27 protein-coding genes and 1 pseudogene are annotated in these 25158 nt (G+C 30.9%); 11 read left to right on the top strand and 17 right to left on the bottom strand.

Annotated elements, in window-relative coordinates:
* Window position 1 precedes the first annotated feature (1 nt).
* From MEVAN_RS08005 to MEVAN_RS07995, 3 genes are all read left to right on the top strand, one after another.
* Window positions 2-2227: a beta-propeller domain-containing protein gene (locus MEVAN_RS08005; protein ID WP_012066365.1), complete on the top strand. Its 2226-nt coding sequence runs from the start codon at window positions 2-4 to the stop codon at window positions 2225-2227.
* An 81-nt stretch (window positions 2228-2308) separates the two neighbouring features.
* Window positions 2309-2671, top strand: coding sequence for a hypothetical protein (locus MEVAN_RS08000; RefSeq protein ID WP_012066364.1), 363 nt, complete (start codon window positions 2309-2311; stop codon window positions 2669-2671).
* Window positions 2652-2981 (top strand): hypothetical protein, encoded by a 330-nt coding sequence (locus MEVAN_RS07995; RefSeq protein ID WP_012066363.1) that lies wholly within the window; start codon window positions 2652-2654, stop codon window positions 2979-2981. Before MEVAN_RS08000 ends, MEVAN_RS07995 begins: the two co-directional genes overlap by 20 nt.
* A 99-nt stretch (window positions 2982-3080) precedes the next feature.
* On the opposite strand, the gene gdhA is transcribed toward MEVAN_RS07995, so the two are convergent.
* The 6 genes from gdhA to MEVAN_RS07965 form a co-directional block, all read right to left on the bottom strand.
* On the bottom strand, window positions 3081-4418 hold the full coding sequence (gene gdhA / locus MEVAN_RS07990; RefSeq protein ID WP_012066362.1) for an NADP-specific glutamate dehydrogenase: 1338 nt from the start codon (window positions 4416-4418) through the stop codon (window positions 3081-3083).
* Between the two features lie 327 nt (window positions 4419-4745).
* Complete coding sequence (locus MEVAN_RS07985; RefSeq protein ID WP_012066361.1) at window positions 4746-4934, bottom strand: 50S ribosomal protein L24e; 189 nt, start codon at window positions 4932-4934, stop codon at window positions 4746-4748.
* A gap of 23 nt (window positions 4935-4957) precedes the next feature.
* Complete coding sequence (locus tag MEVAN_RS07980; protein ID WP_012066360.1) at window positions 4958-5188, bottom strand: 30S ribosomal protein S28e; 231 nt, start codon at window positions 5186-5188, stop codon at window positions 4958-4960.
* Between the two features lie 39 nt (window positions 5189-5227).
* Entirely contained in the window at window positions 5228-5581 is a 354-nt protein-coding gene (gene rpl7ae / locus MEVAN_RS07975; RefSeq protein WP_048059183.1) for a 50S ribosomal protein L7Ae, read from the bottom strand.
* Window positions 5582-5794: 213 nt separating this feature from the next.
* The gene (locus MEVAN_RS07970; protein ID WP_048059182.1) at window positions 5795-6178 is read right to left on the bottom strand and encodes a hypothetical protein; all 384 of its coding nucleotides are present in this window, start codon (window positions 6176-6178) and stop codon (window positions 5795-5797) included.
* Between the two features lie 125 nt (window positions 6179-6303).
* Entirely contained in the window at window positions 6304-7290 is a 987-nt protein-coding gene (locus tag MEVAN_RS07965) for a methanogenesis marker 12 protein (RefSeq protein WP_012066357.1), read from the bottom strand.
* A gap of 134 nt (window positions 7291-7424) precedes the next feature.
* Between MEVAN_RS07965 and MEVAN_RS07960 the strand changes: the two genes are divergently transcribed.
* Window positions 7425-8438 carry a DUF354 domain-containing protein gene (locus MEVAN_RS07960; RefSeq protein ID WP_012066356.1) on the top strand — a complete coding sequence of 338 codons (1014 nt, stop codon included), beginning with the start codon at window positions 7425-7427 and terminating at the stop codon, window positions 8436-8438.
* A 22-nt stretch (window positions 8439-8460) separates the two neighbouring features.
* Here the strand turns inward: MEVAN_RS07960 and MEVAN_RS07955 are convergent, their stop codons facing one another.
* Both MEVAN_RS07955 and MEVAN_RS07950 read right to left on the bottom strand, forming a co-directional pair.
* The gene (locus tag MEVAN_RS07955; RefSeq protein WP_012066355.1) at window positions 8461-9333 is read right to left on the bottom strand and encodes a cation diffusion facilitator family transporter; all 873 of its coding nucleotides are present in this window, start codon (window positions 9331-9333) and stop codon (window positions 8461-8463) included.
* A 17-nt stretch (window positions 9334-9350) separates the two neighbouring features.
* Window positions 9351-10295 carry a malate dehydrogenase gene (locus tag MEVAN_RS07950; RefSeq protein ID WP_012066354.1) on the bottom strand — a complete coding sequence of 315 codons (945 nt, stop codon included), beginning with the start codon at window positions 10293-10295 and terminating at the stop codon, window positions 9351-9353.
* Between the two features lie 209 nt (window positions 10296-10504).
* Here MEVAN_RS07950 and MEVAN_RS07945 point away from each other — a divergent pair, with 209 nt between their 5' ends.
* Window positions 10505-10705, top strand: coding sequence for a hypothetical protein (locus MEVAN_RS07945; protein WP_012066353.1), 201 nt, complete (start codon window positions 10505-10507; stop codon window positions 10703-10705).
* 60 nt (window positions 10706-10765) lie between these two features.
* Here MEVAN_RS07945 and MEVAN_RS07940 read toward each other — a convergent pair whose 3' ends face one another.
* Genes MEVAN_RS07940 through MEVAN_RS07930 form a run of 3 tightly spaced genes read right to left on the bottom strand, consistent with a single transcriptional unit; the run spans window position 10766 to window position 13777 of the window.
* A complete protein-coding gene (locus tag MEVAN_RS07940; protein WP_048059258.1) occupies window positions 10766-11185 on the bottom strand; it encodes an archease in 420 nt (139 codons plus the stop codon).
* Window positions 11186-11188: 3 nt separating this feature from the next.
* Window positions 11189-12205: an RNA 3'-terminal phosphate cyclase gene (rtcA, locus tag MEVAN_RS07935; protein WP_012066351.1), complete on the bottom strand. Its 1017-nt coding sequence runs from the start codon at window positions 12203-12205 to the stop codon at window positions 11189-11191.
* Window positions 12206-12223: 18 nt separating this feature from the next.
* Window positions 12224-13777, bottom strand: coding sequence for a carbamoyltransferase C-terminal domain-containing protein (locus MEVAN_RS07930; RefSeq protein WP_012066350.1), 1554 nt, complete (start codon window positions 13775-13777; stop codon window positions 12224-12226).
* A gap of 175 nt (window positions 13778-13952) precedes the next feature.
* Between MEVAN_RS07930 and MEVAN_RS07925 the strand changes: the two genes are divergently transcribed.
* The 3 genes and pseudogenes from MEVAN_RS07925 to ilvN (MEVAN_RS08855) form a co-directional block, all read left to right on the top strand.
* A complete protein-coding gene (locus MEVAN_RS07925; RefSeq protein WP_012066349.1) occupies window positions 13953-15716 on the top strand; it encodes an acetolactate synthase large subunit in 1764 nt (587 codons plus the stop codon).
* A 14-nt stretch (window positions 15717-15730) separates the two neighbouring features.
* The gene (gene ilvN, locus MEVAN_RS07920) at window positions 15731-16240 is read left to right on the top strand and encodes an acetolactate synthase small subunit (RefSeq protein ID WP_012066348.1); all 510 of its coding nucleotides are present in this window, start codon (window positions 15731-15733) and stop codon (window positions 16238-16240) included.
* Between the two features lie 64 nt (window positions 16241-16304).
* A pseudogene (gene ilvN, locus MEVAN_RS08855) lies at window positions 16305-16583 on the top strand (acetolactate synthase small subunit); the annotation flags it as partial.
* A gap of 83 nt (window positions 16584-16666) precedes the next feature.
* Here the strand turns inward: ilvN (MEVAN_RS08855) and MEVAN_RS07910 are convergent.
* Together MEVAN_RS07910 and MEVAN_RS07905 are read right to left on the bottom strand one after the other, a co-directional pair.
* Entirely contained in the window at window positions 16667-17632 is a 966-nt protein-coding gene (locus MEVAN_RS07910) for a bile acid:sodium symporter family protein (protein WP_012066347.1), read from the bottom strand.
* A gap of 193 nt (window positions 17633-17825) precedes the next feature.
* Window positions 17826-18503: a hypothetical protein gene (locus MEVAN_RS07905; RefSeq protein ID WP_012066346.1), complete on the bottom strand. Its 678-nt coding sequence runs from the start codon at window positions 18501-18503 to the stop codon at window positions 17826-17828.
* A gap of 350 nt (window positions 18504-18853) precedes the next feature.
* Here MEVAN_RS07905 and ilvC point away from each other — a divergent pair, with 350 nt between their 5' ends.
* From ilvC to MEVAN_RS07890, 3 genes are all read left to right on the top strand, one after another.
* On the top strand, window positions 18854-19846 hold the full coding sequence (gene ilvC / locus MEVAN_RS07900) for a ketol-acid reductoisomerase (RefSeq protein ID WP_012066345.1): 993 nt from the start codon (window positions 18854-18856) through the stop codon (window positions 19844-19846).
* Window positions 19847-19890: 44 nt separating this feature from the next.
* The gene (locus MEVAN_RS07895; RefSeq protein ID WP_012066344.1) at window positions 19891-20085 is read left to right on the top strand and encodes a MoaD/ThiS family protein; all 195 of its coding nucleotides are present in this window, start codon (window positions 19891-19893) and stop codon (window positions 20083-20085) included.
* A gap of 110 nt (window positions 20086-20195) precedes the next feature.
* Window positions 20196-20747 (top strand): methanogenesis marker 17 protein, encoded by a 552-nt coding sequence (locus tag MEVAN_RS07890; protein ID WP_012066343.1) that lies wholly within the window; start codon window positions 20196-20198, stop codon window positions 20745-20747.
* A gap of 1202 nt (window positions 20748-21949) precedes the next feature.
* Here MEVAN_RS07890 and MEVAN_RS07885 read toward each other — a convergent pair.
* The 4 genes from MEVAN_RS07885 to MEVAN_RS07870 form a co-directional block, all read right to left on the bottom strand.
* Complete coding sequence (locus MEVAN_RS07885; protein WP_012066341.1) at window positions 21950-22222, bottom strand: ACT domain-containing protein; 273 nt, start codon at window positions 22220-22222, stop codon at window positions 21950-21952.
* Window positions 22223-22316: 94 nt separating this feature from the next.
* Entirely contained in the window at window positions 22317-23210 is an 894-nt protein-coding gene (locus MEVAN_RS07880) for a radical SAM protein (protein WP_012066340.1), read from the bottom strand.
* A 103-nt stretch (window positions 23211-23313) separates the two neighbouring features.
* The gene (locus MEVAN_RS07875; RefSeq protein WP_012066339.1) at window positions 23314-24525 is read right to left on the bottom strand and encodes a U32 family peptidase; all 1212 of its coding nucleotides are present in this window, start codon (window positions 24523-24525) and stop codon (window positions 23314-23316) included.
* A 41-nt stretch (window positions 24526-24566) separates the two neighbouring features.
* Window positions 24567-25088, bottom strand: a complete 522-nt coding sequence (locus MEVAN_RS07870; RefSeq protein ID WP_012066338.1) for an adenine phosphoribosyltransferase — start codon at window positions 25086-25088, stop codon at window positions 24567-24569.
* Window positions 25089-25158: the final 70 nt, after the last annotated feature.

Genomic DNA, 25158 nt, shown 5'->3' with positions numbered 1-25158 from the left:
AATGAATAAGGGTATCATGTTAGTTATCGGCATACTGCTGGTAGCGTCAGGTGCTTTTCTAAGCCTCAATCAAAAGGAAATGAGTTTAAACTTCGATTTTAATGGAGATTTTGAACTGATTCCAGTAGGCTCAGAAGAAAATTTTAACATGTTTTTAGCAAAGGCTTCAAGCTCAAGTCATTACGGCAGAAGTTACGGAGTTAATGATTTAGCAGTAACCAAATCATCTATGGAAAGTAGAATATCTTTAGATGGTAGCGTTAGATATTCTGAAACAAATGTTCAAGTACTGGGCGTTGATGAAGCAGATATTGTAAAAACCAATGGAAAACTTATATTTTATTCAACACAAACCCCAATATGGATAAGTTCCAACTGGCAAACAAATACCTATTTAATCGATGCGTTACCGGGAGAAACTTCAAAAATCATTGGAAATATTTCAAAAGGGGGAAACCTATACCTTATGGACGATACCCTTTTAATAATCGATTACGACAAGATAACTAGCTATAATATTTCTAACCCTAACTCACCAGAATTAAAGTGGTCAAGAGAGTTAGACGGATCATATGTTGATTCAAGATTAATTGACGGAAATTTATATTTAATAGTTCAAGAATACAGTTTTAATGGGCCAATTATATGGAACAATATTAGGCTTGACTATAAAGACGTCTATATTCCAAGGATTCCAAGTATAATGCGACCAAATTTTGAATCAACATATATAATATCTTCAATAAATGCTGAAAATGGAAGCATTAAAGATACTGTTGCACTAGTTGGTTCATATAGTACTACAGTCTACGTTTCAGGGGAAAACATATACTTTGCATATTCCCTAAACTACGATGAAAATAAATTAATGCTTCGATTTATCTCAGAAAATGGAAATAGATATTTCCCAAAGGACATTACAAATAAGTTAAATAGAATAGAAAGTAACGAAGACTTTGGGGATGAAGCAAAATACGTCCAAATAACGGAAATACTTGAAAAATACTTAAAGACAATTTCTTCTGAAGAAAGAAATAATCTAATGAATAAAATTGAAGCTGATTATGAGTCATTCTTAAAAGAAAATTTAGAAGACCTTGAAGGTACGGGAATTGCAAAAATAGAACTTGATACATTTAAAGTAACAAGTGGAAAAGTGCCTGGGACTCTTTTAAACAGCTTTTCAATGGACGAATACAATGGAAATTTAAGGGTTGCAACAACAATTGGAAACAGCTGGAGATTTAGAGATTTTCAAACAAATAACATATATGTATTAGACAAAGACATGAAAATTACTGGAAAATTAACTGGTCTTGAAGAAGGGGAACGAATATACAGTGCAAGATTCATGGGGGATACTGCATATCTTGTAACATTCCGTGAAATAGACCCATTCTTTGTTATTGATTTAAAAGACCCTAAAAATCCGAAAGTCCTAGGGGAACTAAAAATTCCAGGATATTCAACGTACTTACACCCAATTGGAAATAATAAAATAATAGGTATTGGAAAAGACGAACAAAATAGACTAAAAGTTTCATTATTTGACGTTAAAGATGTTAGTAGTCCAAAAGAAATTTCAAAGTATTCTTTAAACGAGTACTGGTCAGAAGCATTATATAATCATCATGCATTCCTTTGGGATTCTGAAAAAGAGGTACTTGTACTGCCCGCTGGAAACCATGCATTTGTCTTAGAAGTTACTGAAAATGGAATTAAAATGCTAAAAGATGAAGTACATAAGGATTACGGTGTTTTAAGGGCGATATACATAAATGATTACCTTTACACGTTTTCAAATTATGAAATACATGTAATTGACCAAAAAACTTGGAAAACTGTAAATACGATTAATTTACCAAAATACGATTATCCATACTACCCTAGACCTTATGAACCCATTTATCAAGAGTCAGTAATAGATAGCGAAGTAGTTGAAAAAAAAGTTAAATTAGGGGAAAATATAACGATAACTCTTGAAGAAAATCCTTCAACAGGATATTCTTGGAGTTATGAGGTAGAAGATTGGAGTAATATAAATATATTAACGGATACATACGTTCAAAACGATAATAAAGAAATAGTAGGAAGTGGTGGAATCCATACGTGGACTTTTGAAACTCTTGAAAAGGGTATTGTTACAATTAAATTTGACTATTATCGCCCTTTTGAAGGAATTGACTCATCAATATCTAAAAAAACATATGTAATAAATATAGAATAATTAATTTTTTTTAAATTTTTTCTATAATTTATAAATACTGTTCCCTTTCAAATAAAATATAAAAAAAAGGGGGCGAGTATCTTGAAATTAAATCTAATTTTGGTAGTTTTTTTAATTATTACTACATTAGGATATATTTTAGAATATATCGATGTAATTGAACCTGATTCTAAGAATATTACTCCCGGATGGTATTTACTTAGAAGCGAACTTGATACGCCAGATAACCGCTATTTTAAAAGCTTTTATATTGTAAAAAATAATCCGCTAACTTTAGGTAGTTCAAAAAATTATTTTGATAATTCAACGTCTTACACGGTAGATTACACAAGTTTGGATAGTCATCTATCTGAAAATATAACCCTTTCATCGTGGAGAATTTTAGACGATAAAAAAAGTAGTAAATGGTGTTCAATTAAATTTTATGTGGGATGCTCTTCATAAGTTCTATAAAAAAGGAGATATTATCGAATTAAATGGAACCTCAAAAATCCTTAAAGCCATAAACTACACTGATTCTAGATATATGGATGTATCCCTAACGGTAATTGGTGAAGAAGGTTTTGAAATATATCGAGAAAAACTATTAAATGACGAAAAATTAACAATATCATCAAATAATTCAGTAAATTCAATTAAATCTTCAGAATTAATTTCTGAAAAGCCCGGATATGATTTAATATTAAATATTGAATTTTTGGAAACTTACGCTGGAAGTTGGAGTTTTTACTATTTGTACATTTGGAAAGGATAGTTTAAATTACTAAAGTAACGGCTATTAAAAATATATTTTAAAACTAAAAATTATTAAAAAGTATTAAAGTTTATTAAAAATTAATTAAGTATAATTTTATTAAATTAGCCCTTGTTCAATCATTGCATCTGCTACTTTTTTAAATCCTGCAATATTTGCACCTAAAACATAGTTTCCAGGGTGCCCGTATTCTTTAGATGCTTCATAAGCTGATTTGTGTATTGATTTCATTATTTGCTTTAATTTTTCGTCAACTTCTTCTCTTGTCCATGAAAGCCTCATTGAATTTTGCGACATTTCCAATGCGGAAGTTGCAACTCCCCCCGCATTTGCAGCTTTTCCTGGCCCATATAGTATTTTTGCGTTTAAGAATATGTCAACGCCCTCTGGAACGGTAGGCATGTTTGCCCCTTCAGATACAAGCATGCAACCATTATTGACTAATGCTTGTGCGTCTTCAGAACCTAGTTCATTTTGGGTAGCGGATGGGAATGCACAATCACATTTTACATTCCAAGGTTTCTGACCTTCAAAGTACCCTACACCGTATTTTTCAGCATATTCTGATATTCTTCCTCTTCTAACGTTTTTCAATTCTTTGACAAATTCTAATTTTTCAGGCCCTATCCCTTCAGGGTCGTAGATATAACCGTTTGAATCAGATAAAGTAACTACTTTAGCACCTAGTTCATTTAATTTTTCAACGGTATACTGTGCAACGTTTCCTGAACCTGAAACTACACAAATTTTTCCTTCAAATGTTTCATACCTTGTTGCAAGCATTTCTTGTGCAAAATAAACGCACCCGTAACCAGTAGCTTCTGGCCTTATTAATGAGCCGCCCCATTTAAGTCCTTTTCCAGTTAAAACTCCAGTATATTCATTTTTAAGTCTTTTGTACTGGCCAAATAAATAGCCAATTTCTCTTGCACCCACTCCAATATCTCCTGCAGGTACATCCGTATCTGGCCCGATATATTTAGACAATTCAGTCATGAATGATTGGCAAAACCTCATAATTTCAGCATCTGACTTTCCCTTAGGGTCAAAGTCAGAACCGCCTTTTCCACCGCCAATCGGTAGAGTAGTAAGTGAATTTTTAAATATCTGTTCAAATGCCAAGAACTTCAAAACTCCGAAGTTAACGGAAGGGTGGAATCTTAAACCTCCTTTATAAGGGCCAATTGCACTGTTAAATTGAACCCTGTAACCTCGGTTTACCTGAACTTCCCCTTTATCATCCATCCATGCAACCCTAAATGTAATTGCCCTTTCAGGCTCAACTATTCTTTCCAATATTTTTGCCTTTTTATATTCGGGGTGTTTTTCAATTACGGGCTCTAGCGATTCAAGTACTTCCTGTACTGCTTGGTGGAACTCCAACTCTCCAGGATTTTTCCGTTTTACGGTTTCCAAAATTTCTTGAATATATGTCATTAATACTCCACTCCATGTTTTGTTTTTATATGGCGACTGCAAAAAATTCCAATATAGTGTTTATCGATTTAATTTATATATTTTTGGATATTTGCGGTCAGAAAATCCGTAAATCACCAAAAAAGCCTTAAATATATAAATAATCAAATAAATGAATTAATAAATTAATGCATATACCAATTTAAGACATTACAGGGATTAAATTGGGCATCTGATACTAGAGTAGCTACTAGTTTTAAAAGCTATTAAATTAAATTAAGCTTAAGATAAACTATTAAAAGAGTACGAATGTTTTATAAAGGTAATTCTAAAAAAGATAATAAGGGATTATTGGCCCTTGTTCATTCTTTTGAACATGTTTGTCCATTTTAATTTTCTTCCAACTCTTCCAAGTTTGAAGTTCTTTTCACACTTTGATGAGCAGAATTGCATTACTGAACCGTCTTTTTTAACGTATTTTTTTCCGCATCCAGGTTCAATTTTGCCTTCACAAAAACTGCATGTTTTCCATTCCATTTTTAATCACCTAGCGGGAAAGATTATTTTCTTCTCTTACCGAGTTGTTTTGCTTCTCTTTCGGTTTCTCTCAACATTATGAGATCTCCTACTTTAACAGGACCTTTAACGTTTCTTGTTAAAATTCTTCCTGTGTCTTTTCCACCTAAGATTTTACATCTTACCTGGAAAATTTCTCCAGTAACTCCTGTTCTTCCTGAAACTTGGATAACTTCAGCAGCTACTGCTTCCTGGTATACCATATCATCAGCCATTTAAATCACCTGATTTTAACTAAATAATTAGCTGCTAAATTATGCTTTTAAACCGTTTAATTTTTCAACTAAGTCTTTTAATTGTTCAGCGCTGCCTTCAGCAACAACTGCAATAGCTGATGTAGGTACTTCTAAACCTGCTGCTTTTCCTAAAGCTTCTTTTGTTGAACAGTATGAGTATGCAATTCCTTTTTCTTCACAGATTACAGGAATGTGTGCAACGATTTCTTCAGGTTGTACATCTTTTGCAACTACAACTAATTTTGCAATTCCTTTTTCAACTGCTTTTGTAACTTCGTTTGCGCCTTTTTTAATTTTTTCAGCGTTAGCCACTACTTCAGCAGTTTTCTCTTCAAGCTCTTGTGGTATATCAAATTTAACATATATAGCCATATTATGACCTCCTTCATTACTTAAAAGAATTTTTTTATCCGGATGGCGCCCACTCATATCATCATGGTATTAAAAGAGTTGGCAGATAGTCTATATCGTAAAGCCATATATAACAGTTTTGGTTTTATAACAGTTTTGGGTTTTGAAAATTAACATAGCATTATTATTAAAAATTATGGCCCATAAAAACATTAAGGGTAGTAAATATAATTCTTAAAGATCTTCACTCATTTTTTCTCGCGTTATAAACTGTTTGACAGCGATTAATGCGATTATGCTAAAAATTATAAGTGCTATATCCCTAGACGGCTCTGTTGAAATTAATATTTTTCTAACAAGTGCAAATAATAAGAGTTCGATAATATTACTGAAGCTGTGTTTTGTCAACGTAAGCGCAAGTTCAAGTCCAATTATAAAAAGAAGGACATTTTGTAAAAATTGACTGAAAAAAACGTAAATATATTCCCCAGTTAATTCTGAGTATAATACATCTAAGGTTAGAGTATAAATGGATAAAATAAACAGTATAAACGAAACAACAATTATGACTATTGCTATAAATTTTTCTACCCTACTTAATATATTAACTACTTCCATACTAATCATTTTTTTAGCTTTAGTTATTATAATATTTTTTAATTACATACTCGTAACCTAATATGGAAATAATATGACTTAAATTTTTTGATTTAATTTTGATTTAATTTTGATTTGTTTTTGTATTATTCAATATTGAAATCTACAGAAATCCCCAAAATATCCTTTTTTCCATAAAGTATATCATTTGCAATCATTGCACTACCTATTGCTCCACTTTCGCCATCTAAAACAAAGAAATTGCCATTAGTATTTTCTTTTATCATTTTAGAAATATCTGGATTTTTACATACTCCAACAGAACCGGCAATAACTACATTATTTTCAGGATTTAAAAACATTAAAGAATTTATTTCCATTGAAACGCTTAAAACAAGAGAATCAACTGCAAGTTTACACTTTTCATCTTTTTCATACTTTTCAATAATTTCTGATTTTGTGTCTTCAACGCCTTTATATGAATCAGTGATTTTTACGGCCCCTGCTTTTGAAAATGCTTCGTTTGCAGTAATTTCCCTTAAATCAATTTTTTTGATTAATTCTAAGTCTATTGGACCGTGTAAAATTCCAACTGCCCCAATACATGCATCAAATCCACCGAATATTTTCCCGTTTCGTATCAAAAGAGTTACGGTGTTTGAAGAAATGTCTGAAAGTATAAAATTTTCAAGATTAAACGTTTTATATGCATTATAACATATTGAAATCTTTTCAGGAGATGCAGTATGTGAAAAAAGTGCGTTAAATCGTTTATCCATGCAATCTATTCCTTTATGAAGTCCAGGAATTACCACTGCAGGAATTTTAGATTCTTTTATTTCATCATAAACTTTGGTTCCGCCACCAATTTTTTTCCCGATTCCTTCAAGATTACGTACTCCCCTATTTTTAACCCTTGAAATATCTGTAATTTTATTAATTCCATCCCCCATTGAATAACAAACTCCTATTAAATCGATTTCTGACAGATTTATATGTTTTTTCAACTCATCTAAAAAAGATAGCTTTTCAAATTCAGTTCTTCGAATCTTAAAAATTGATTTTATCAGCCCATTTTCCATTATACATGATGTAATTCCCGATGTACCGTGATCTATCCCTACAACAATCATAATATCCCTATAAATGATAATAATGTTAACATGCAAATAATTATATATAAAATGGTACTATTTTGTTAAGAACTTTTGTATTTACTACCCGCCGCTAATATTACTTTAGTGATCCAATTGTTATTGGTGATTTGATGGACGTATGGGTTGACCTGACAAACTCCCCGCATATTCATTACTTTTCACAACTTATAGACAAGTTTAATCGTAAAGGAATTGAATATTATATTACAGCAAGGAAATTTCAAAATTTAGAAGAATTAATAGATATTTATGGGTATGATTACTTTTCAGTAGGTGACCATGCTTATTCACTTGATGAAAAGCTTATAAATTCATCTAAAAGAATAGTAGAGCTTACAAAAATTGTAAAAAAACTAAATCCCAAAGTTGCAATTGCAAAACACTCAGTAGAACTTCCAAGGGTCGCTTTTGGAATGAATATTCCTTCAATATTTGTTGTTGATAACGAGCATGCAAGTGCCCAAAATAGATTAACAATACCTCTTGTAACTAATATCATATCCCCAGAAGGCACTAAAAAAGCATTTAATGGAAATTCTTTTGGAAGCGATATAACATCTTTTGAAGGAACCTGTGAAGTTTCAAACGTGAATTCAAGGCTTTCATCAAATTTTTCAATTGATGAACATATTTTAGAAAAAATCGGTGCAAATAAGTCCATTCCCACTGTGGTATTAAGGCCAAGACCTAATTCTTCATATTGCAACGGTAAAAAAGACATTGTTCCAGAAATTATTGAAAATTTAATAAAAGAGATGGACTGCAACATTGTTGCATTTCCTAGGGATGAAGTACAAAGAGAAAAATACGTTTCATTAGGAATTATTGTTCCAAAAACAATCGATGCTATTTCATTACTATACTGTTCTGACGCAATGATTGGTGCTGGAGGAACAATGAATAGGGAAGCTGCAGTTTTAGGAGTTCCAACAATTTCTTGCTATCCTGAAAAGCTTTTGGGTGTTGATACATACTTAATGGAAAAAGAAAGGATGATACATACAAGAGAAATTGATGAAATAATGAATTATGTTTTAGAAAATATTGGAAAAAGAAATAATAACATAGCTTTAGAAGACCCTACCGGATTAATGTTTGAAAGGGTTACTGAATATATTGGTTAATTAACGTTTAAATGAAAATAACTTAAGAAGAAGGATTTACATGAACCATGCAGTGTTTTATCTCTTTTAAATTGCATTCAAGTTCATTGTGGACATTTTCGGATATTTCATGTGCTTTAACAATGGATAATTCCTTATTAACTGATATTTCAACGTCAACATAAATTTTATTTGCATGTATTCTTGTTTTTAATTTATCAATAGATAAAACACCATCTACTGAAATAACTATTGATTCTATTTTTTTAATTGTTTCAGGACTTGCTGAACAGTCAAGTAGCTGGTTTAATGCATTTTGGTATATTTCGACAGCCATTTTTAAAATAAAAAAAGATATTAAAATTGAAGCTATAGGATCTAATATGGGATACCCTAATTTAGCCCCAACTACTCCGATTAAGGTACCTACTGAGGAAAATGCATCAGAGCGGTGGTGCCATGCATCTGCATGCATTATAGAACTTTCAATTTTTTTAGCAGCGTTTAGCGTATACCCATACATCCATTCTTTAACAACAATTGAAATTAAAGCTGCATAAATTGCAATATTATCTGGAATCGTATATTTTCCACCAATTATCGTGTTTATTCCACAGTAAAAAATCGAAATTGAGGTTATAAGTAAAACTATTGCTAAAATGTTTGTAATTGCCGGCTCCATCCTTTCATGGCCATAAGGGTGATTTTTATCTGCAGGTTTTCCAGAGATTTTTAAACCATACATTACGCATACAGTTGTTAAAATATCCGAAAAAGAATGAATTCCATCAGCAATTAATGCACCGCTCCTTCCAAAAATCCCTGCTAGTATTTTAATTACTGATAAACCAGCATTTACAAATATCGTGGTTTTTGAAATTTTATTTCCAATTTCAATTCGTTTTAAATTATCCAAATTATCAGTCCCTATACTTAAATCGTTTCTATCTCCTTACAATATTTTTTAACTATCTCAAAGGACTCCCTAAATAGTTCAAATTCCCCTTGCTTCATTTTCATGTGAATTACTTCTTCAATACCATTTTTACCGACTTTAACAGGAACTCCAATGCATGAACCGCCAGAAATTCCTTCTATTTCATCTTCAACGTATGCAGAAAGAGTTAAAAGCCTTTTTTCGTCTTGGGATATACATCGAATAATATTTAAAATTGCGGATGCAGGCCCATATTCAGAACCATTTTTTAAATCGATTATTTCTTTTCCATAACCTCTGATTCTTTCAAGCGTTTCATAGTATGGGAAATTTTCATATCCTGGAAGTCTTCTAGCAGGAATTCCTCCAATTGAGGTTGCACTCATAAGTGGAACCATGCTGTCGCCGTGTTCACCAACAATTCTCGTCCTTACATCATCAATATGGACTTTGAAATATTTTGCAACTGCAACTTTAAATCTCATGGAATCAAGGTGCGTACCAAGCCCAAATACCTGATTTTTTTCGTATCCGCTCTCAATATATGCCTTATAAGTCATGACATCAACAGGGTTTGTTATCATGAATAATTTAGTATCACAGCACTTTGAAATATCTTTCACGTATTTTTTAACTATCTTAGCATTCTCTTTTGCAAGGTCAAGCCTTGAAATCTCGCCATTTCTTGAAATTCCTGAAGTAATTACTGTAATATCCGAACCATTAACACATGACATTTCGCTATCTGAAAAAACTTGAATATCGGTATCTTGGCCTGATGCAGCCATTGAATCATATAAATCCATTTTAAGTCCTTTTAATTTATTTATTGAATTATCTCGCCCTATTAACTTAATGTGTTTTATATATGGTTCTTTAGATAACAATAAAGATAATGCACTTCCAATTTTTCCGGAAGCTCCAATTATTGCTATATCCATTAATCTCACCTTTAGAAAACTCAGAAAAAATATTACATTTAAAACATATATAAAAGATATATATCTAACTAAAAATTTTAAAATATTAGCATAACATTTATATAATGTATTACAATATAATAAAATAGTATTATGTTAGCGATACTTTATAAAAATTAATATTATTAAAATGTAAAAGGGCAGTAAAATTTAAAAACAAAAGGGATACTATGGCAATAAAACTAGATACTGAAGTGGACAAAAAAGCAGTTGAAATACTGTTAAAAGCCCCATTAATGTCAAAAGATGAGTTAGATATTACAATAAATAATTTAAGACAGATGGCTGCAAAAAAATCTGGAAAACGAAATATCCGGTATGTAATGGACTTATGGGCAGATAAAGCCTATTCAATATCAATGAAATGCTAACTTCATTTTTTAGATTATTTTAAGTTTTATTAAATTTACTATTAAATTTTAATAAATGTACTATAAATCAACGATAAATTCAACTTTCCAGACTTCATTTTCATTTGAAATGTTCATCCTGTGATATGTTATCGCTTTTACTTCCTCTTTTGGTTCATATTTATCTATTGTAAAAAAATCCCCATTTGAAGAACATTTTAAAAAGTAGCCTTCATTTTTTTTAATTATTTCAATATCAAATTCTGAAAACACGAGTGCTTCAGAATCGTGAAGTATTAAAAGTTCTGTTAGAAAGTCATATAACAACCCTTCCAAGTCATCTGATTCCAATTCAAAATAGCGCTTTTCAAATTTTTGAATTTTGTGTACATCCACCATCAAATTAAATAGGCCTTTTGCTGAATTTTGAAATGATTCTTCCAAATTTGTTCCAACCGCAATAATTCCGATATCTGCCATTGTTTCAAAGTACGTATACATCATTTAACACCGTTTTTCTGTTTTTATCAAATAGCCATTACATTCATTTTTTAAATAGTCTTCAATAATAAATTTGACGTTAAAAAAGCGTTCAACAACATAAATGTTTGTAAGCGTGTGGTTTGTTATTCCTGAAACGCCTATTTTAATCTCTGAAAAGGGCATAAATGGAATTATTTGGTCAGTTAAATGATTATCAATAGCCATTTTAGTATCTATTTCCCTAATTAACTGATCTACTGCTCTTTTTCCAACTTTTTCTGAACTTATGCCCTTTTTTCCAAGAAAATCTGAACCTAAAAAATTATTCCATAAAAATATTCCAACGCCGGTACTTTTTCCAGTCGTGTTCTCAATATTAATTCTTGAATCGTAACCATATTTCATTAATTCGTCAAAAGCAGACTTTTTAATTCGATTAGATACTGATTCATCAATATTTTGGTTAAATATAATTCCGTTAATTTTTTTTGAAGTATTTTCAATTAATTCAAGATTTTTAACTTTTGAGGGCATTAATTTCAGTTTTACGCTTCCTTTTCCTTCTGGAAAAAATCCCCTGTTAATTTTTTCTATTTTAAAATTTATCCCAATATTTTTTAAAAATTTTAACGTGATTTGTTCCATATAATCAATGGGTGGTGAAAATTCAACGTTAGTTCCGCCAATTATTGTAATTTCAACGGTTTTTTTAATTAAAAGAGATAAAGGAATTAATGACTGGATTACAAGGGAAATACTGCCTGCACTTTTAATATCAATTGTAAAATCCTCTTCTAAAATTTCTCCAGGGTAGAATAAAAGAGTATCTGAGCCCTTAAAAAGACCTTCTGTTTTCCCATTACAGAGCTTTGAGACCGCAAGCACGCATGAAACGTGCTGATTTGAAAGACCTGGATTTTTTCTATTTTTTCGAATATTTATTATTTTTATAGGTATGTTTAAAACCGCTGAAAGTGAAATTGCAGTCCTTACAATTTGCCCACCACCTTCAAGATAGCTCCCATCAATCAATATCATAAAATCCCCTAAATCCAGTTAAATTTTTGTAATTAAGTAATTTCCAAGTAAAAGTGCATCCCCAATAGAGTTAAAAGATAATAGTGCATCTTTTTCGGTACATACTATAGGTTCCCCGTGTAGATTAAAACTAGTGTTTAATACTGCCGGAATAGTAGTTATATCATTTACCGTAGATACAATTTCATAATAAACTTTATTAAATTCTTTATTTATAGTTTGAGCCCTTGTAGTTCCATCAACGTGAATTGTTCCTTCAATTTTTGATTTTTTATCTTCAAAAACGTCAAATAATGTCGTCATAAAGGGGCTATGTCTTGAATTTATCAAATAATCACTCATACATTCATCAAGTATGGTTGGTGCATAGGGCATGAATGAATCCCTTTTTAGTGCTTTTGAAATTTTTAATGCATTTTTCTTTGTTGGAAGTGCCAAAATACTTCTATTTCCAAGTGCTCTTGGCCCAAATTCCATTTTTCCCCGTGCTACACATACTATATTATTTGAAGATATTAAGTTTCCAATATAGTTAGGAATTTCCTTGTCTTCAATATATTCTACACTAAAATTTGATTCCAAATGTTTTAAAATATCATTAACATTATTATTTTTAATTTCATACCCTAAATATGTATTTTTTAGTTCAAAAATATTATTTTTAGAGTGTATTAATGATGAACCAATAGCTAAACCTTCATCACCTGAAAATGGCGGAACATAAAGGTCAGTTATAAACTCCTGCTCAATTATTTTTTTGTTTAATTTTACATTTTGAGATACTCCTCCACTAAATACAATGTTTTGGATACCTGTTTCAAATACAAACTGTTTAAGAAGTTTTAAAACAGATTTTTCGAGTTCATTTTGTGCATATCTTGAAATTTCATATTTTTTATCCCATTCAAGATTTTTTGATGTTAAAAATATTTTTTGTAAGGTTTTTGTTGATTCGTGCCCAATAACTCCGAGATAATTTTTAAAAGTTTTTATTTTACAATTATAGTCAATAATTTTCTGAGTTGGTAAACATTCTGAAAAATCATAACTTGAAAGGCTCATCACCTTTCCTTCATCTTCCATTGGCTTAAATCCAAGTAATTCAGTAACTGATGCATAAAAATCCCCTATTGAATCAATTAAATCACTTTGAGAAATAATATCAACTTTATTTTTTTTTCCAATTGAAACTGTTGATGAAAATCCATCTCCTCCGCCGTCCATTGTTAAAATTAAACATTCTTTAAAACCAGAAAGTTTATAAAGTGCAGTATGGCATAGATGGTGGTTATAATAATAAATCGGGATTTCTAACCTTTTTTGGAGTTCTTTTATGTTTTTTAACCGTTCACCCTTTCTAAAAATTCCTCCAACAGTTATTGCTTCTAGTTTTTCATACTCTTCATATTCTTCATATTCAAATTTTTCCAATGATTGTCGAATAGAATTTAGAGGAAATCCCCTAAAATTTTTTTTTCTTGTAAATCTTTCCTCACTTGAAGCTTGAATTATTTCTTTTTTAGATATAATCGAAGAACTTGCATTGTGCCCATCAAAAACGCCAAGTATCATAGTTTCACATTTTTATTTTGCATAAATGAAATAAACGTAAAAATAAATGTAAAAGTAAAAATAATTTAAACACCTTTTTTAAAGTCATAGTTTAATAATATTTATATAATATTTAGATTTAATAAAATAAAAAGCATTTAATTTTATAATCATGACATGTTAATTTGGTGATCCCATGAAAGGAGCAGAGGCTATGATGAAAGCCCTAAAAGCGGAAAATGTAAAAGTCCTCTTTGGATATCCAGGAGGTCAGTTACTTCCCTTTTATGATGCACTATACCACACAGATTTTGTACATATTTTAACAAGACATGAACAGGCCGCAGCCCATGCAGCCGATGGATATGCAAGAGCGAGTGGTGACGTTGGAGTATGTGTGGCTACATCGGGACCTGGAGCTACAAACCTTGTTACAGGAGTTGCAACGGCCCATGCAGATTCTTCACCAGTTGTCGCATTAACCGGGCAAGTTCCGACCAGATTAATAGGAAATGATGCATTTCAGGAAATTGATGCACTTGGAATTTTTATGCAAATTACAAAGCATAACTTTCAGATTCAAGATACTAGCGAAATTCCTAAGATATTTAGGAAGGCTTTTGAAATTGCAAAAACTGGGCGACCAGGTGCGGTTCATATCGACTTACCAAAAGATGTACAGGATAGTGAGTTGGATTTAGAAAAATACCCTATTCCTGCAGACATAAATTTACAAGGATATAAACCAACAACTTTTGGACATCCTTTGCAGATTAAAAAAGCAGTTGAAATAATTCAGAATTCTAAAAGGCCAGTAATTATTGCTGGAGGGGGAGTTCAAATTGCTAATGCAAGCTTAGAACTTATAAAATTATCCGAATTTGTAAAAATTCCCGTATGTACGACATTAATGGGTAAAGGGGCGTTTCCTGAAGAACATCCTTTAGCGCTTGGATTAGTTGGAATGCATGGGACAAAAGCATCAAACTATTCAGTCTATGAAAGTGACGTTTTAATTGCAATTGGCTGTAGATTTTCAGACCGGATTACTGGAGACTTATCCTCTTTTGCACCCCATGCAAAAATAATACATATAGATATAGACCCTGCAGAAATTGGAAAAAACGTAAGAGTGGATATCCCAATCGTAGGGGATGCAAAAGCAATTTTAAAAGATATTTTAACCCATATATTGAAAAAACAGCCAATAAATAAAAATGAATGGATGGAAAACGTTAAAAAACTTCAAAAAGAATCCCTTCCAATCATGGACTTTGATAATAAGCCCGTAAAACCGCAAAGACTCATTAAAGAAATGATGCTTGCATTAAGGGAATTAGACCCTTCATTAAAAAATACGATTATTACAACAGATGTTGGGCAGAACCAGATGTGGATGGCACATTACTTCCAGTCAAGTGCTCCAAAATCGTTTATATCGTCAGGTGGGCAGGGTACAATGGGTTTTGGTTTTCCTTCAGCAATTGGTGCAAAAATAGCTAGGCCTGATGCAAGTGTTATTTCAGTTACCGGAGATGGTGGATTTTTAATGAATTCACAAGAACTTGCAACTATTTCAGAATACCAAATCCCGATTGTTATAGCGATATTTGATAACAGAACCCTTGGAATGGTTTATCAGTGGCAAAATCTATACTATGGGAAAAGACAGTGTGCAGTTCATTTAGGAAATACTCCTGACTTTGTAAAACTTGCAGAAAGCTATGGTGTTGATGCATTAAGAATCGAAAGTCCTGAAGATATTAAAGAATCATTTAAAACTGCCTTAAAAAGCGGAAAACCTTATTTATTAGATATTATTATTGATCCAACAGAAGCTCTCCACATGGTGCCACCAGGAGGAACCATGACAAACATATTATTCCCTGAAAGACAGGAACCTACTCCAAAGCCCACTTGCTTTAATGACATGAAAAAAATTCTTAATTTAAAGGTCTAATCAGGTGATTTCCAATGGAACACAAACATATTATTTCGGTCTTAGTACTACATAGGCCAGGAGTACTCCAAAGAATTTCAGGATTATTTACAAGAAGATGGTTTAATATATCAAGCATTACTGTTGGAAGCACTGAAAATCCAGAAATTGCAAGAATGACTATCGTAGTAAATGGAGACGATAATGTACTTGAACAGGTAATAAAACAGTTGAATAAACTTGTTGAAGTTGTAAAAGTAACTGATTTAAACAGTAGTAAATCTGTTCAAAGAGAACTCTGCCTTGTAAAAGTTTATGCGCCAACCGAAGACAGTAAATCCCAAGTAATCCAGTATGTAAATATATTTCGTGGAAAAATTATTGATTTAAGTACTGAAACACTTACTGTTGAAATCACAGGGGATGAACAAAAAGTAAACGCATTTTTAGACCTTGTAAGGCCAATGGGCATAAAAGAAATTGCAAGAACAGGTTTAACGGCACTTATGAGGGGTTCTAAAATATTAAAATCAAATAAGGCATAACTCATTATTTAATATTTAAATATTACTACATTACAGTATATGGCTTAAAGTAACTTAAAACGTAGTAAACAGTAGTAAATCTGTTCAAAGAGAACTCTGCCTTGTAAAAGTTTATGCGCCAACCGAAGACAGTAAATCCCAAGTAATCCAGTATGTAAATATATTTCGTGGAAAAATTATTGATTTAAGTACTGAAACACTTACTGTTGAAATCACAGGGGATGAACAAAAAGTAAACGCATTTTTAGACCTTGTAAGGCCAATGGGCATAAAAGAAATTGCAAGAACAGGTTTAACGGCACTTATGAGGGGTTCTAAAATATTAAAATCAAATAAGGCATAACTCATTATTTAATATTTAAATATTACTACATTACAGTATATGGCTTAAAGTAACTTAAAACGTAGATTAAACAAATGTAGATATTAAACATACTTATCCTTTTTATCTTTTTTTGACCAGTAATTAGCTAAAATTGGCCCAGTAATATTGTGCCAGACGCTAAATAATGCACCCGGAACCGCTGCAAGTGGTGAAAAATGAATTGTTGCAAGAGCTACGGCTAATCCCGAATTTTGAACTCCCACTTCTATTGAAATTGCTCTAACCTTTTTTTCGTCAATTTTAGCCATTTTTGATATTGTATACCCTAGTAAAAGGCCAAGTATATTGTGAATAATAACTGCCAAAATCACAACTATTCCTGAAAAAACTATTTTTTCAGCATTTGCACCAATTATGGCCCCCACTATTATTACAATTGCAAAAACGGAAATTAAAGGTAAAATCTGCCTAATATGGTCGATTTTTTTTCCAAGGAGGTTATTTATAAAAATTCCCATGAATACCGGAATAGCAACTATTTGAACGATTGAAACGAAAATGGATATTGTAGATACGTTTATCCAATGTCCCGCCGACCATAGTACAATTAGTGGTGTTAAAAGTGGGGCAATAAGGGTTGAAAAACTAGTTATTGCAACTGAAAGTGCAACGTCCCCTTTTGCCAAATAAGTTATAACGTTTGAAGCAGTTCCACCGGGACATGCACCAAGGAGAATTACTCCTATTGCAATTTCAGGAGGTAAACTTAATAGATAAGAGACTACTAACGCTAAAATGGGCATTAATGTAAATTGGAGTAGCGTACCAAACACTACGTCAATTGGCCTTTCTAAAATAGCTTCAAAATCACTAACTTTAAGTGTCATTCCCATTCCAAACATGATAATCCCTAAAAAAAGACTTATGTAGGGCATTGCCCAAGAGAATATTGGAGGATGCAAAAAACCAGCAATCGAACCTAAAACTACCAATACTGCAAAATAATTCTCTGAAAATTTTGTAAATTTCCAAATTATTCGCCATAGTCCGATAGGTTCGTTAGTCATAGTTACCACCAATGGAAAAGTTTAAGTTTTAGTTTTATTAAATTTTCCAAATTATTTTTTGGTTATTATTAATTTATTATTTTCAGCATATAAATCAAATATAAATGTTTTTTAATCATAATTTAAAAATTAACATAAATTATCCAAAATATCTTTAAAATGTTTGAAAAACCATTTAAAAGGAAATAAACTATTAATATCCCTTTTTAGAATAATAATTATATTTTTTTAAAATTTCAATCAATAACCGCTTAGTTCCTTTAAAAAACTCGCTGTCTTTAGTTATAGAATTTAAAAAATGTTTAATACCAGTTATAAGTTCAGATTGTACGTCAGTAAATTTTTTAAGACGTATTGGGCGGATATCCCATATTTTGAGGTACCCATTTTTAATTACTTTAAAAATGCTATTTTTGTCATTATTTGATAATTTATCGAAAAGTACAGTAATAACTCGTTCATTAAGTTTATTAAACGATATAACTGATTCTAAAACTGGCCTTATAACTTTAAAATCGTTAAAATACCCTTCCTGTTCTAAATTAACAGAATACTCTATTAGTTGAATGTAAACTTGGTAAATTTGAATAATCTCATTTTTAATGTTTTCGTTATCTTTTTCAATTTCTTTTTCAAACAGTTCTTTTTCAATATCATTTAAATTTTTTTTAATTTGGAAAAATGCATTTTCAGAGTTTAAAATATGGAATTCGTCCTTTTTTTCAGAAATTAAATCTAATCTAGCTTCCAAAATACCTTTTAAATCATGTAAACCATCAAGTGAACTTTTATTTTCGTTTATCAATTTTAAAATTTCTTCCATTTTTTGTAATATTTTTATTTTAGGGTTGGTATTTATTTCATTCTTCAAAGGTATCCCTCAACTAACGAATAAACAAAATTTTATCTAATAAATAAAATTTTTTAATTAAAGGATATCTATTTTTTTAATTGAGCCCGATAAAAAGATATAAATATAAAAAGGATTATTTTATTTATTTTCATATTTTATAGATTATATTTTTAATCCAGAAATATTTAAACATTAAAGTATATTTAGTCAATAATATTTGTAATTATTCTATAAAAAAGCTATAAATATAATGATTTTATTTTAATTAATCGATAAATTTATAGATCTAAATAAGAATATATGTGGCATATATGTTAACATTATATATGATTATGTGATAATGGATTGTGAGATTAGAGGTGAAGACTATGAAGGTATTCTACGATGCAGACATAAAATTAGACGCTTTAAAAAGTAAAACAATTGCAGTTATTGGTTACGGAAGTCAGGGTAGAGCCCAGTCTTTAAACATGAAAGACAGCGGTTTAAACGTTGTAGTTGGTTTAAGGAAAAACGGTGCTTCATGGGAAAACGCTAAAAACGATGGTCATGAAGTATTAACGATTGAAGAAGCTTCAAAAAAAGCAGACATAATTCATATATTAATCCCTGATGAATTACAGGCTGAAGTTTACGAAAGCCAGATAAAACCATACCTTACAGAAGGAAAAACATTAAGCTTCTCACACGGCTTTAATATCCATTATGGGTTTATTATTCCGCCAAAAGGAGTTAACGTGGTTTTAGTTGCACCAAAGTCACCCGGTAAAATGGTTAGAAAAACATACGAAGAAGGATTTGGTGTTCCGGGATTAATCTGTATAGAAGTAGATGCTACAAATACTGCATTTGAGACTGTTTCAGCAATGGCAAAGGGGATCGGCCTCTCAAGAGCAGGCGTTATCCAGACAACATTTAGGGAGGAAACTGAAACCGATCTTTTTGGTGAACAGGCAGTATTGTGCGGCGGAGTTACTGAATTAATTAAAGCAGGATTTGAAACACTCGTTGAAGCAGGATATTCACCTGAAATGGCGTATTTTGAAACATGCCACGAGTTAAAATTAATTGTTGACTTAATTTACCAAAAAGGATTCAAAAACATGTGGCATGATGTAAGTAATACTGCAGAATATGGTGGACTTACAAGAAGAAGCAGAATCGTTACTGCTGACTCAAAAGCTGCGATGAAAGAAATTTTAAAAGAGATTCAAGATGGAAGATTTACAAAAGAATTTGTTCTTGAAAATCAAGCTAAAATGGCACATTTAAAAGCAATGAGGAGACTTGAAGGCGAATTGCAAATTGAAGAAGTCGGTTCAAAGTTAAGAAAAATGTGTGGTCTTGAAAAAGACGAATAATTTTTATTTTTTATCTATTTATTTACTTTTTTAGGGGGATTTTTTTGAAAATTTTCGCAAAAATTGGTGAAAACTCTTTTGAACTTGAATTTTCAAAAGATATAACTATAAACGATATTTTGAATCTTTTGAAAATAAAAGATGTTTTGGTCGTAAGAAACGGCGAAATTTTGTCAGACGATGATTTAATATATGAAAATGAAACTTTAAGACTCGTCCCTATAGTTTCGGGAGGATAAGTTTCAAAGTGAAATATTTAATATAACATTTTTTTCCAGAAATATAGTTACTATTTGTATAATCTATATTATCCAATTTACATTATTTAACTCTGTATAAAGGTGTTTTAATGGCTTATATTGATATTGACTGTAACGATATTAAAGGCAAAGAAATCTACGAAAAAGTTATACAGACATCGTTAGAAGATTTAGTTTTAGGAAAAGCGATTGTAAAATCAAAGATGATTTGTAGGCAGGATATTCCATACTTTATAATTGGAATACTGCCAAAATCAACCTCGAAATTAATAAGGTTAAGAGATGTTGTAACCGTTGAGGAGACAGTTGAAGAAAATGGGAAAGTAGTCTACAAGTTAAAAATAGATGATGAAACGTATGCTACAGAACTTTTAGAGAAAATAAACGTGATAGATCAGCCTTCAAGATTTGAAATCATAACGGATTCAAAAATAGATTCGGATATGATAATTCATGATGCAAAGGAAGACTTTGTTGAAAGGGTTTTAGACTTCATGAACCGGGTTTTTCCAGAAGGAATGAGAGTTAGAAAAACATTTCGTGGAACTTCAATAGTGATGGTTGCATCTGAAAAACCAATTGAAGAACATTGGGAAAAAGAAGCTTTAAACCTCCAAAAGGAGCTTGAACAATTTAAATGATTTATTGGCCCCGTTAATTAGGATAATTGCTATAAAAAGTAATTCAAACCAGGTGTGCAGAGCCATTAAGGGAATGCCCATCATACTGGTTAGAATACCATGTAAGGTATTCTTCAATATATCTAGTAAAATGTTCAACAGGATTTCCACCATTTTTGGCCATAAATCTTTTTTAAGACTACTAAGTGCTTGTAGTAATTGATATTAATAGTATTAAACCATATATATTAGTAAAATCTTTTTTAACTGCATAATCCCCAAATTAGATTTAAAAATTATTTTAAATCGCTACCACCTATAAAGTTTAATTTATAGTTTTACAATTAAAATTGAGAATTTTTAATATTTAAAAACCATAGTATTTAGTTTATTTTTTCCTTTAAAGGGTTTAAAGTCGTTTTAATAAGTTTAATACGATTTTAAATGCTATTTAAGTAGTAGAAATATTTATATAGTTTAATTATAATTAATATATTTAAGCATTATTAAAAATATTAAGAGTGCTTAAAAATTACGTAAATTTATCGAATAGTATAAGCAAGAGGTGAGTTAAATGAACTCGAGAAGTGGAATTAGCGGTAAAAAAAGAAATAAATAATTAAGTAAATACTAGCTAGTGTAAAATACAGTTTAGTAGTAAGATGTACAAATTAAATTTATAATAATATCCTAACTAAAAAATCTTTATATGTAGTCAGTAACTTAAAAGTATCTTTTTTACGTGTTTTATAGTTTTTAGCTCAATTTAGCTCTGAAAATTTTTAGCATTTAAATCCCAATTTAAAAGTACTTTCAAATTCAAAAAAGCATTAAGTTATGTAAAATTGTTATTTTTAAAGTATTATTCATTAATTTTATTTATAAGTTTTTTAATCCCTATAATTTCTTCAATTTTAGTATTATCTAATTTTTCGGAGTTTAGTACTTTACTTATCCATTTTGAACTTGTGGTTATATAATAAGGGTCCCCAATATATTTATATATTTCAATGTCGAGTTTAGACCACCTAATATACACATTTTCAAGGTTTCCACTACATTCAAAGTTAGATAACTTATCAATACAGCTTTCTAAAATGGATTTAATATTCCCACTCCGTAAGGTTAATTCCCCACAAAGAAAAATATTTATTTTAAACTATTTAAATTGAACAGTCTTAAATTGTATTATGCAGGTTTAAATAGCCAATGTAATTTAACAATTAAATTCTGTGCATGTATTTAAAAATATTTTCGTGTTGTACGTTTATTTTAACTCCTATTTCAGCCCCTAATCGTTCAAGATCCTGTTTTAAATTCGAAATATCGCCTTTTAAATTCGAAATATCTGCCATCATTATCATGGTAAATAATTCTTCCATAATAGTTTGCCGGATATCTACAATGTTTGCTTCATGTTCCGCAAGAACTTTCGTAACCCCTGCAACAATTCCGGGCTTATCTACACCAACAACAGTAATTACAACGTTTTCCATTCAATAACACCTGTAACAATTAATGTTTATTTTTAAGTCTATCTTTTAAAGTATCATTTATACCTTGTGGTTAAATATAAAATTAAAAAAAGAATTAGTGCGAAAAGTGTTTTAAATCATAAATATCAAGTTTTTTGCCTTTTTCTGAAAGGTGTTTTTGCTCTGACAAAAGTCCTGCAGCATCAGCCCTACATTGTTGACATGCTCTAAACTGGTGAACGTATTCTTCAGCCGTGTCACGAATATTGCTTATTTCTTCGCAGGTTGGCCTTCTTAAATTATCCATTTTGTACATCGGAATTAGTGGAATTATGTTTTGGACGAACGCATCTTTTTCAAATGTTTTTGCAATATCTATTACGTGTTCCCCATTTATTTCGGGAATCAGTACCGTATTTATTTTTACTGCAACATCGCGTTCAGAAAGCATTTTAACTCCTTCAATTTGGTTTTTGATTAGTAATTTAGCACCCTCTTCCCCTCGATAAATTTTTCCTTCAAAATAAACCCAATCAACAATTTTTGCCTGAATTTTAGGGTCAACCGCATTAACAGTTACTGTTACTGTTTTTATACCAAGTTCCGCAAGTCTTTCTGCATATTTTGGAAGCAGTAATCCATTTGTAGAGAGACATCGAACCATTTTTGGAAATTTTTCTTTTAATATTTCTAATGTTTCAAAAGTTTCTTCATTAAAAAGGCTATCTCCCGGCCCTGCAATTCCTGCAACTTGAATATTTGGCATCCGTTCTAAAAGATCAGTAAGGTAGTTTTCAACTTCTGATGGCTTCATTATGTGATTTGAAACACCAGGTCTGTCTTCACATACTGATTCAGCACCAATGCTTCGTTTACAAAACCTGCACGCAATGTTACATTTTGGGGCTACTGGTAAATGCACCCTTCCTACTTTATGATGTAGTTTTTCATTGTAACAAGGATGTACGCTTGTAATGTGTGCAAATTTTGACATTTTGTCCTCTTTCATTATAATCACCACACTTTAAATAATTATTATATTATATATCAATCTATACATATATTTAAGTATTTATATATTATATTTGACCGGAATTAATTTTAGAAATGAATTATTTATTTTTTAGATAATAAACTTTGTCGTTTTCTCTTGCTAAACTACTAATTTTAATTCCCACATTTTGCCCCTTTTTTGCGCATTCTATGTTTTTCCCGTCAATCTGAATTGAGGTTACTTTTTCTTCGATACATCCTGTAGTGTTTCCAATTATTAAAATTTCATCGCCTATTTTCAAATCATTAGTAAGAAATACTTCTAAAACTCCTGCTTTTTTATAGTAATTTAAAGCGATTCCAACTTCGACTTTTTTGTACCTTGAAATATTCCCTTCAAATTCATACTGAATATCAGAATTACATGAAGTTCCCCTAAAATAAAAACCTGTATCGTAACCTCGATTATATACTTTTTCTAATTCTGCCTTAAATTTGGGGATTTTTTCAAAATATGATCCATCAAAGATAGAATCAATTGCTTCACGGTAAATTTTAGTCGCCCTCATAACATAATCGAGGTTTTTTGCCCGTCCTTCAATTTTAAAGCAGTCAAAAACTTCAATCAGTTCCGGAACGTATTCAATCATTGAAAGATCTTTTGGAGATAAGAGATATTTCCCATTACATAATAATTCATGAGTTCCATCGGAATGCTCATTTATTAACTTCCAATTTCTCCTACAAGGTTGTAAACAGTCTCCACAGTTTGCATTTTTATTAAATAAATAAGAGCTTAAAAAGCACCTTCCGCTTATTGCGGTACATAATGCCCCGTGAATAAAACCTTCTAACTCTAAATCGATATTTTTTGACTTTAAATTTTTTTTAATCTCTTTTATCTGCGTTAATGTAAGTTCCCTAGATAAAACGGCCCTTTTAGCAAATTTTGAATAAAATTTAGCAGTATTAGAATTTGTAATATTATTTTGAACGCTTGCATGAACTTCAATACCCATTTCACCTGCCAAAATCATTGCCCCAATATCATTTACAATTACTGCATCAACTTCTGATGATTTTGCAAATTCAAGTATTTCCGTTAATTTTGAAACATCATTTTCGTAGACTACAGTATTAGTACAAAGATATACTCGTTTGTTTTTAGAATGTGCAAATTTAATTCCTTCAATTAGTTCATTCCTATCAAAATTTTTTGCAGTTTTACGCATGCTCATTTCTTTTAACCCGCAATAAACTGAATCCGCACCATTATTAAATGCAGTAATTAGTCCAGTTAAATCTCTTGCAGGAGATAATAATTCTACCATAAAGTATCCACCAAGTAGCCATATATATACTAATATAAATATTACAAATCATCATATTTTACAAGCGATTGTACATTATATCCTTTTAATTTATCTCTTCCATTCAAATTCGTAAGCTCAATTACGAAACTAAGTGCTGAAACATTCCCACCTATTTTTTCAACAAGTTTTGTAACTCCTAAAACAGTTCCTCCGGTTGCAAGGAGGTCATCAACTACTGCAACATTTTGACCTTTTTCTATACTATCACTATGGATTTCAAGCCTATCAAGTCCATATTCAAGAGCATAATCCACAGAAAATGTTTTAAATGGGAGTTTTCCAGGTTTTCTAACTGGAACAAATCCCAAATCTAATTCTTGTGCAACCAAAATTCCAAATAAAAAACCACGTGCTTCAGGTCCAACTATAACGTCGATATTTTTATCTTCGAGGTATTTTGTAATCTCTTTTGTAGTGTGCTTCATTGATTTAGGGTCTTTTAAAATTGGAGTTACATCTTTAAAACTTATTCCTTTTTTCGGGAAATCGTCTATGATTCTTATCTTTTTTCTTAAATCCATTGTATTCACCGGGTCATACTCGTATAAACAGAAGATAAAATTCTTGTAATTTTGTTACGGCACAAATTTA

The sequence above is a fragment of the Methanococcus vannielii SB genome, from assembly GCF_000017165.1.
GTDB lineage: Archaea > AGJL01 > Methanococci > Methanococcales > Methanococcaceae > Methanococcus > Methanococcus vannielii.
This window is presented reverse-complemented; position numbering and strand designations above follow the sequence as displayed.

What these genes read in the sequence shown, in the direction of transcription:
- MEVAN_RS08005 (WP_012066365.1), top strand. Translation starts at nt 2, where the DNA reads ATGAATAAGGGTATCATGTTAGTTATCGGCATACTGCTGGTAGCGTCA.
- MEVAN_RS07995 (WP_012066363.1), top strand. Translation starts at nt 2,652, where the DNA reads ATGTGGGATGCTCTTCATAAGTTCTATAAAAAAGGAGATATTATCGAA.
- gdhA (WP_012066362.1), bottom strand. Translation starts at nt 4,418, where the DNA reads ATGACATATATTCAAGAAATTTTGGAAACCGTAAAACGGAAAAATCCT.
- MEVAN_RS07985 (WP_012066361.1), bottom strand. Translation starts at nt 4,934, where the DNA reads ATGGAATGGAAAACATGCAGTTTTTGTGAAGGCAAAATTGAACCTGGA.
- MEVAN_RS07980 (WP_012066360.1), bottom strand. Translation starts at nt 5,188, where the DNA reads ATGGCTGATGATATGGTATACCAGGAAGCAGTAGCTGCTGAAGTTATC.
- rpl7ae (WP_048059183.1), bottom strand. Translation starts at nt 5,581, where the DNA reads ATGGCTATATATGTTAAATTTGATATACCACAAGAGCTTGAAGAGAAA.
- MEVAN_RS07970 (WP_048059182.1), bottom strand. Translation starts at nt 6,178, where the DNA reads ATGGAAGTAGTTAATATATTAAGTAGGGTAGAAAAATTTATAGCAATA.
- MEVAN_RS07965 (WP_012066357.1), bottom strand. Translation starts at nt 7,290, where the DNA reads ATGATTGTTGTAGGGATAGATCACGGTACATCGGGAATTACATCATGT.
- MEVAN_RS07960 (WP_012066356.1), top strand. Translation starts at nt 7,425, where the DNA reads ATGGACGTATGGGTTGACCTGACAAACTCCCCGCATATTCATTACTTT.
- MEVAN_RS07950 (WP_012066354.1), bottom strand. Translation starts at nt 10,295, where the DNA reads ATGGATATAGCAATAATTGGAGCTTCCGGAAAAATTGGAAGTGCATTA.
- MEVAN_RS07945 (WP_012066353.1), top strand. Translation starts at nt 10,505, where the DNA reads ATGGCAATAAAACTAGATACTGAAGTGGACAAAAAAGCAGTTGAAATA.
- MEVAN_RS07940 (WP_048059258.1), bottom strand. Translation starts at nt 11,185, where the DNA reads ATGTATACGTACTTTGAAACAATGGCAGATATCGGAATTATTGCGGTT.
- rtcA (WP_012066351.1), bottom strand. Translation starts at nt 12,205, where the DNA reads ATGATATTGATTGATGGGAGCTATCTTGAAGGTGGTGGGCAAATTGTA.
- MEVAN_RS07930 (WP_012066350.1), bottom strand. Translation starts at nt 13,777, where the DNA reads ATGATACTTGGCGTTTTTGATGGGCACAATGCAAGTTCTTCGATTATA.
- MEVAN_RS07925 (WP_012066349.1), top strand. Translation starts at nt 13,953, where the DNA reads ATGAAAGGAGCAGAGGCTATGATGAAAGCCCTAAAAGCGGAAAATGTA.
- ilvN (WP_012066348.1), top strand. Translation starts at nt 15,731, where the DNA reads ATGGAACACAAACATATTATTTCGGTCTTAGTACTACATAGGCCAGGA.
- MEVAN_RS07910 (WP_012066347.1), bottom strand. Translation starts at nt 17,632, where the DNA reads ATGACTAACGAACCTATCGGACTATGGCGAATAATTTGGAAATTTACA.
- ilvC (WP_012066345.1), top strand. Translation starts at nt 18,854, where the DNA reads ATGAAGGTATTCTACGATGCAGACATAAAATTAGACGCTTTAAAAAGT.
- MEVAN_RS07890 (WP_012066343.1), top strand. Translation starts at nt 20,196, where the DNA reads ATGGCTTATATTGATATTGACTGTAACGATATTAAAGGCAAAGAAATC.
- MEVAN_RS07885 (WP_012066341.1), bottom strand. Translation starts at nt 22,222, where the DNA reads ATGGAAAACGTTGTAATTACTGTTGTTGGTGTAGATAAGCCCGGAATT.
- MEVAN_RS07880 (WP_012066340.1), bottom strand. Translation starts at nt 23,210, where the DNA reads ATGAAAGAGGACAAAATGTCAAAATTTGCACACATTACAAGCGTACAT.
- MEVAN_RS07875 (WP_012066339.1), bottom strand. Translation starts at nt 24,525, where the DNA reads ATGGTAGAATTATTATCTCCTGCAAGAGATTTAACTGGACTAATTACT.
- MEVAN_RS07870 (WP_012066338.1), bottom strand. Translation starts at nt 25,088, where the DNA reads ATGGATTTAAGAAAAAAGATAAGAATCATAGACGATTTCCCGAAAAAA.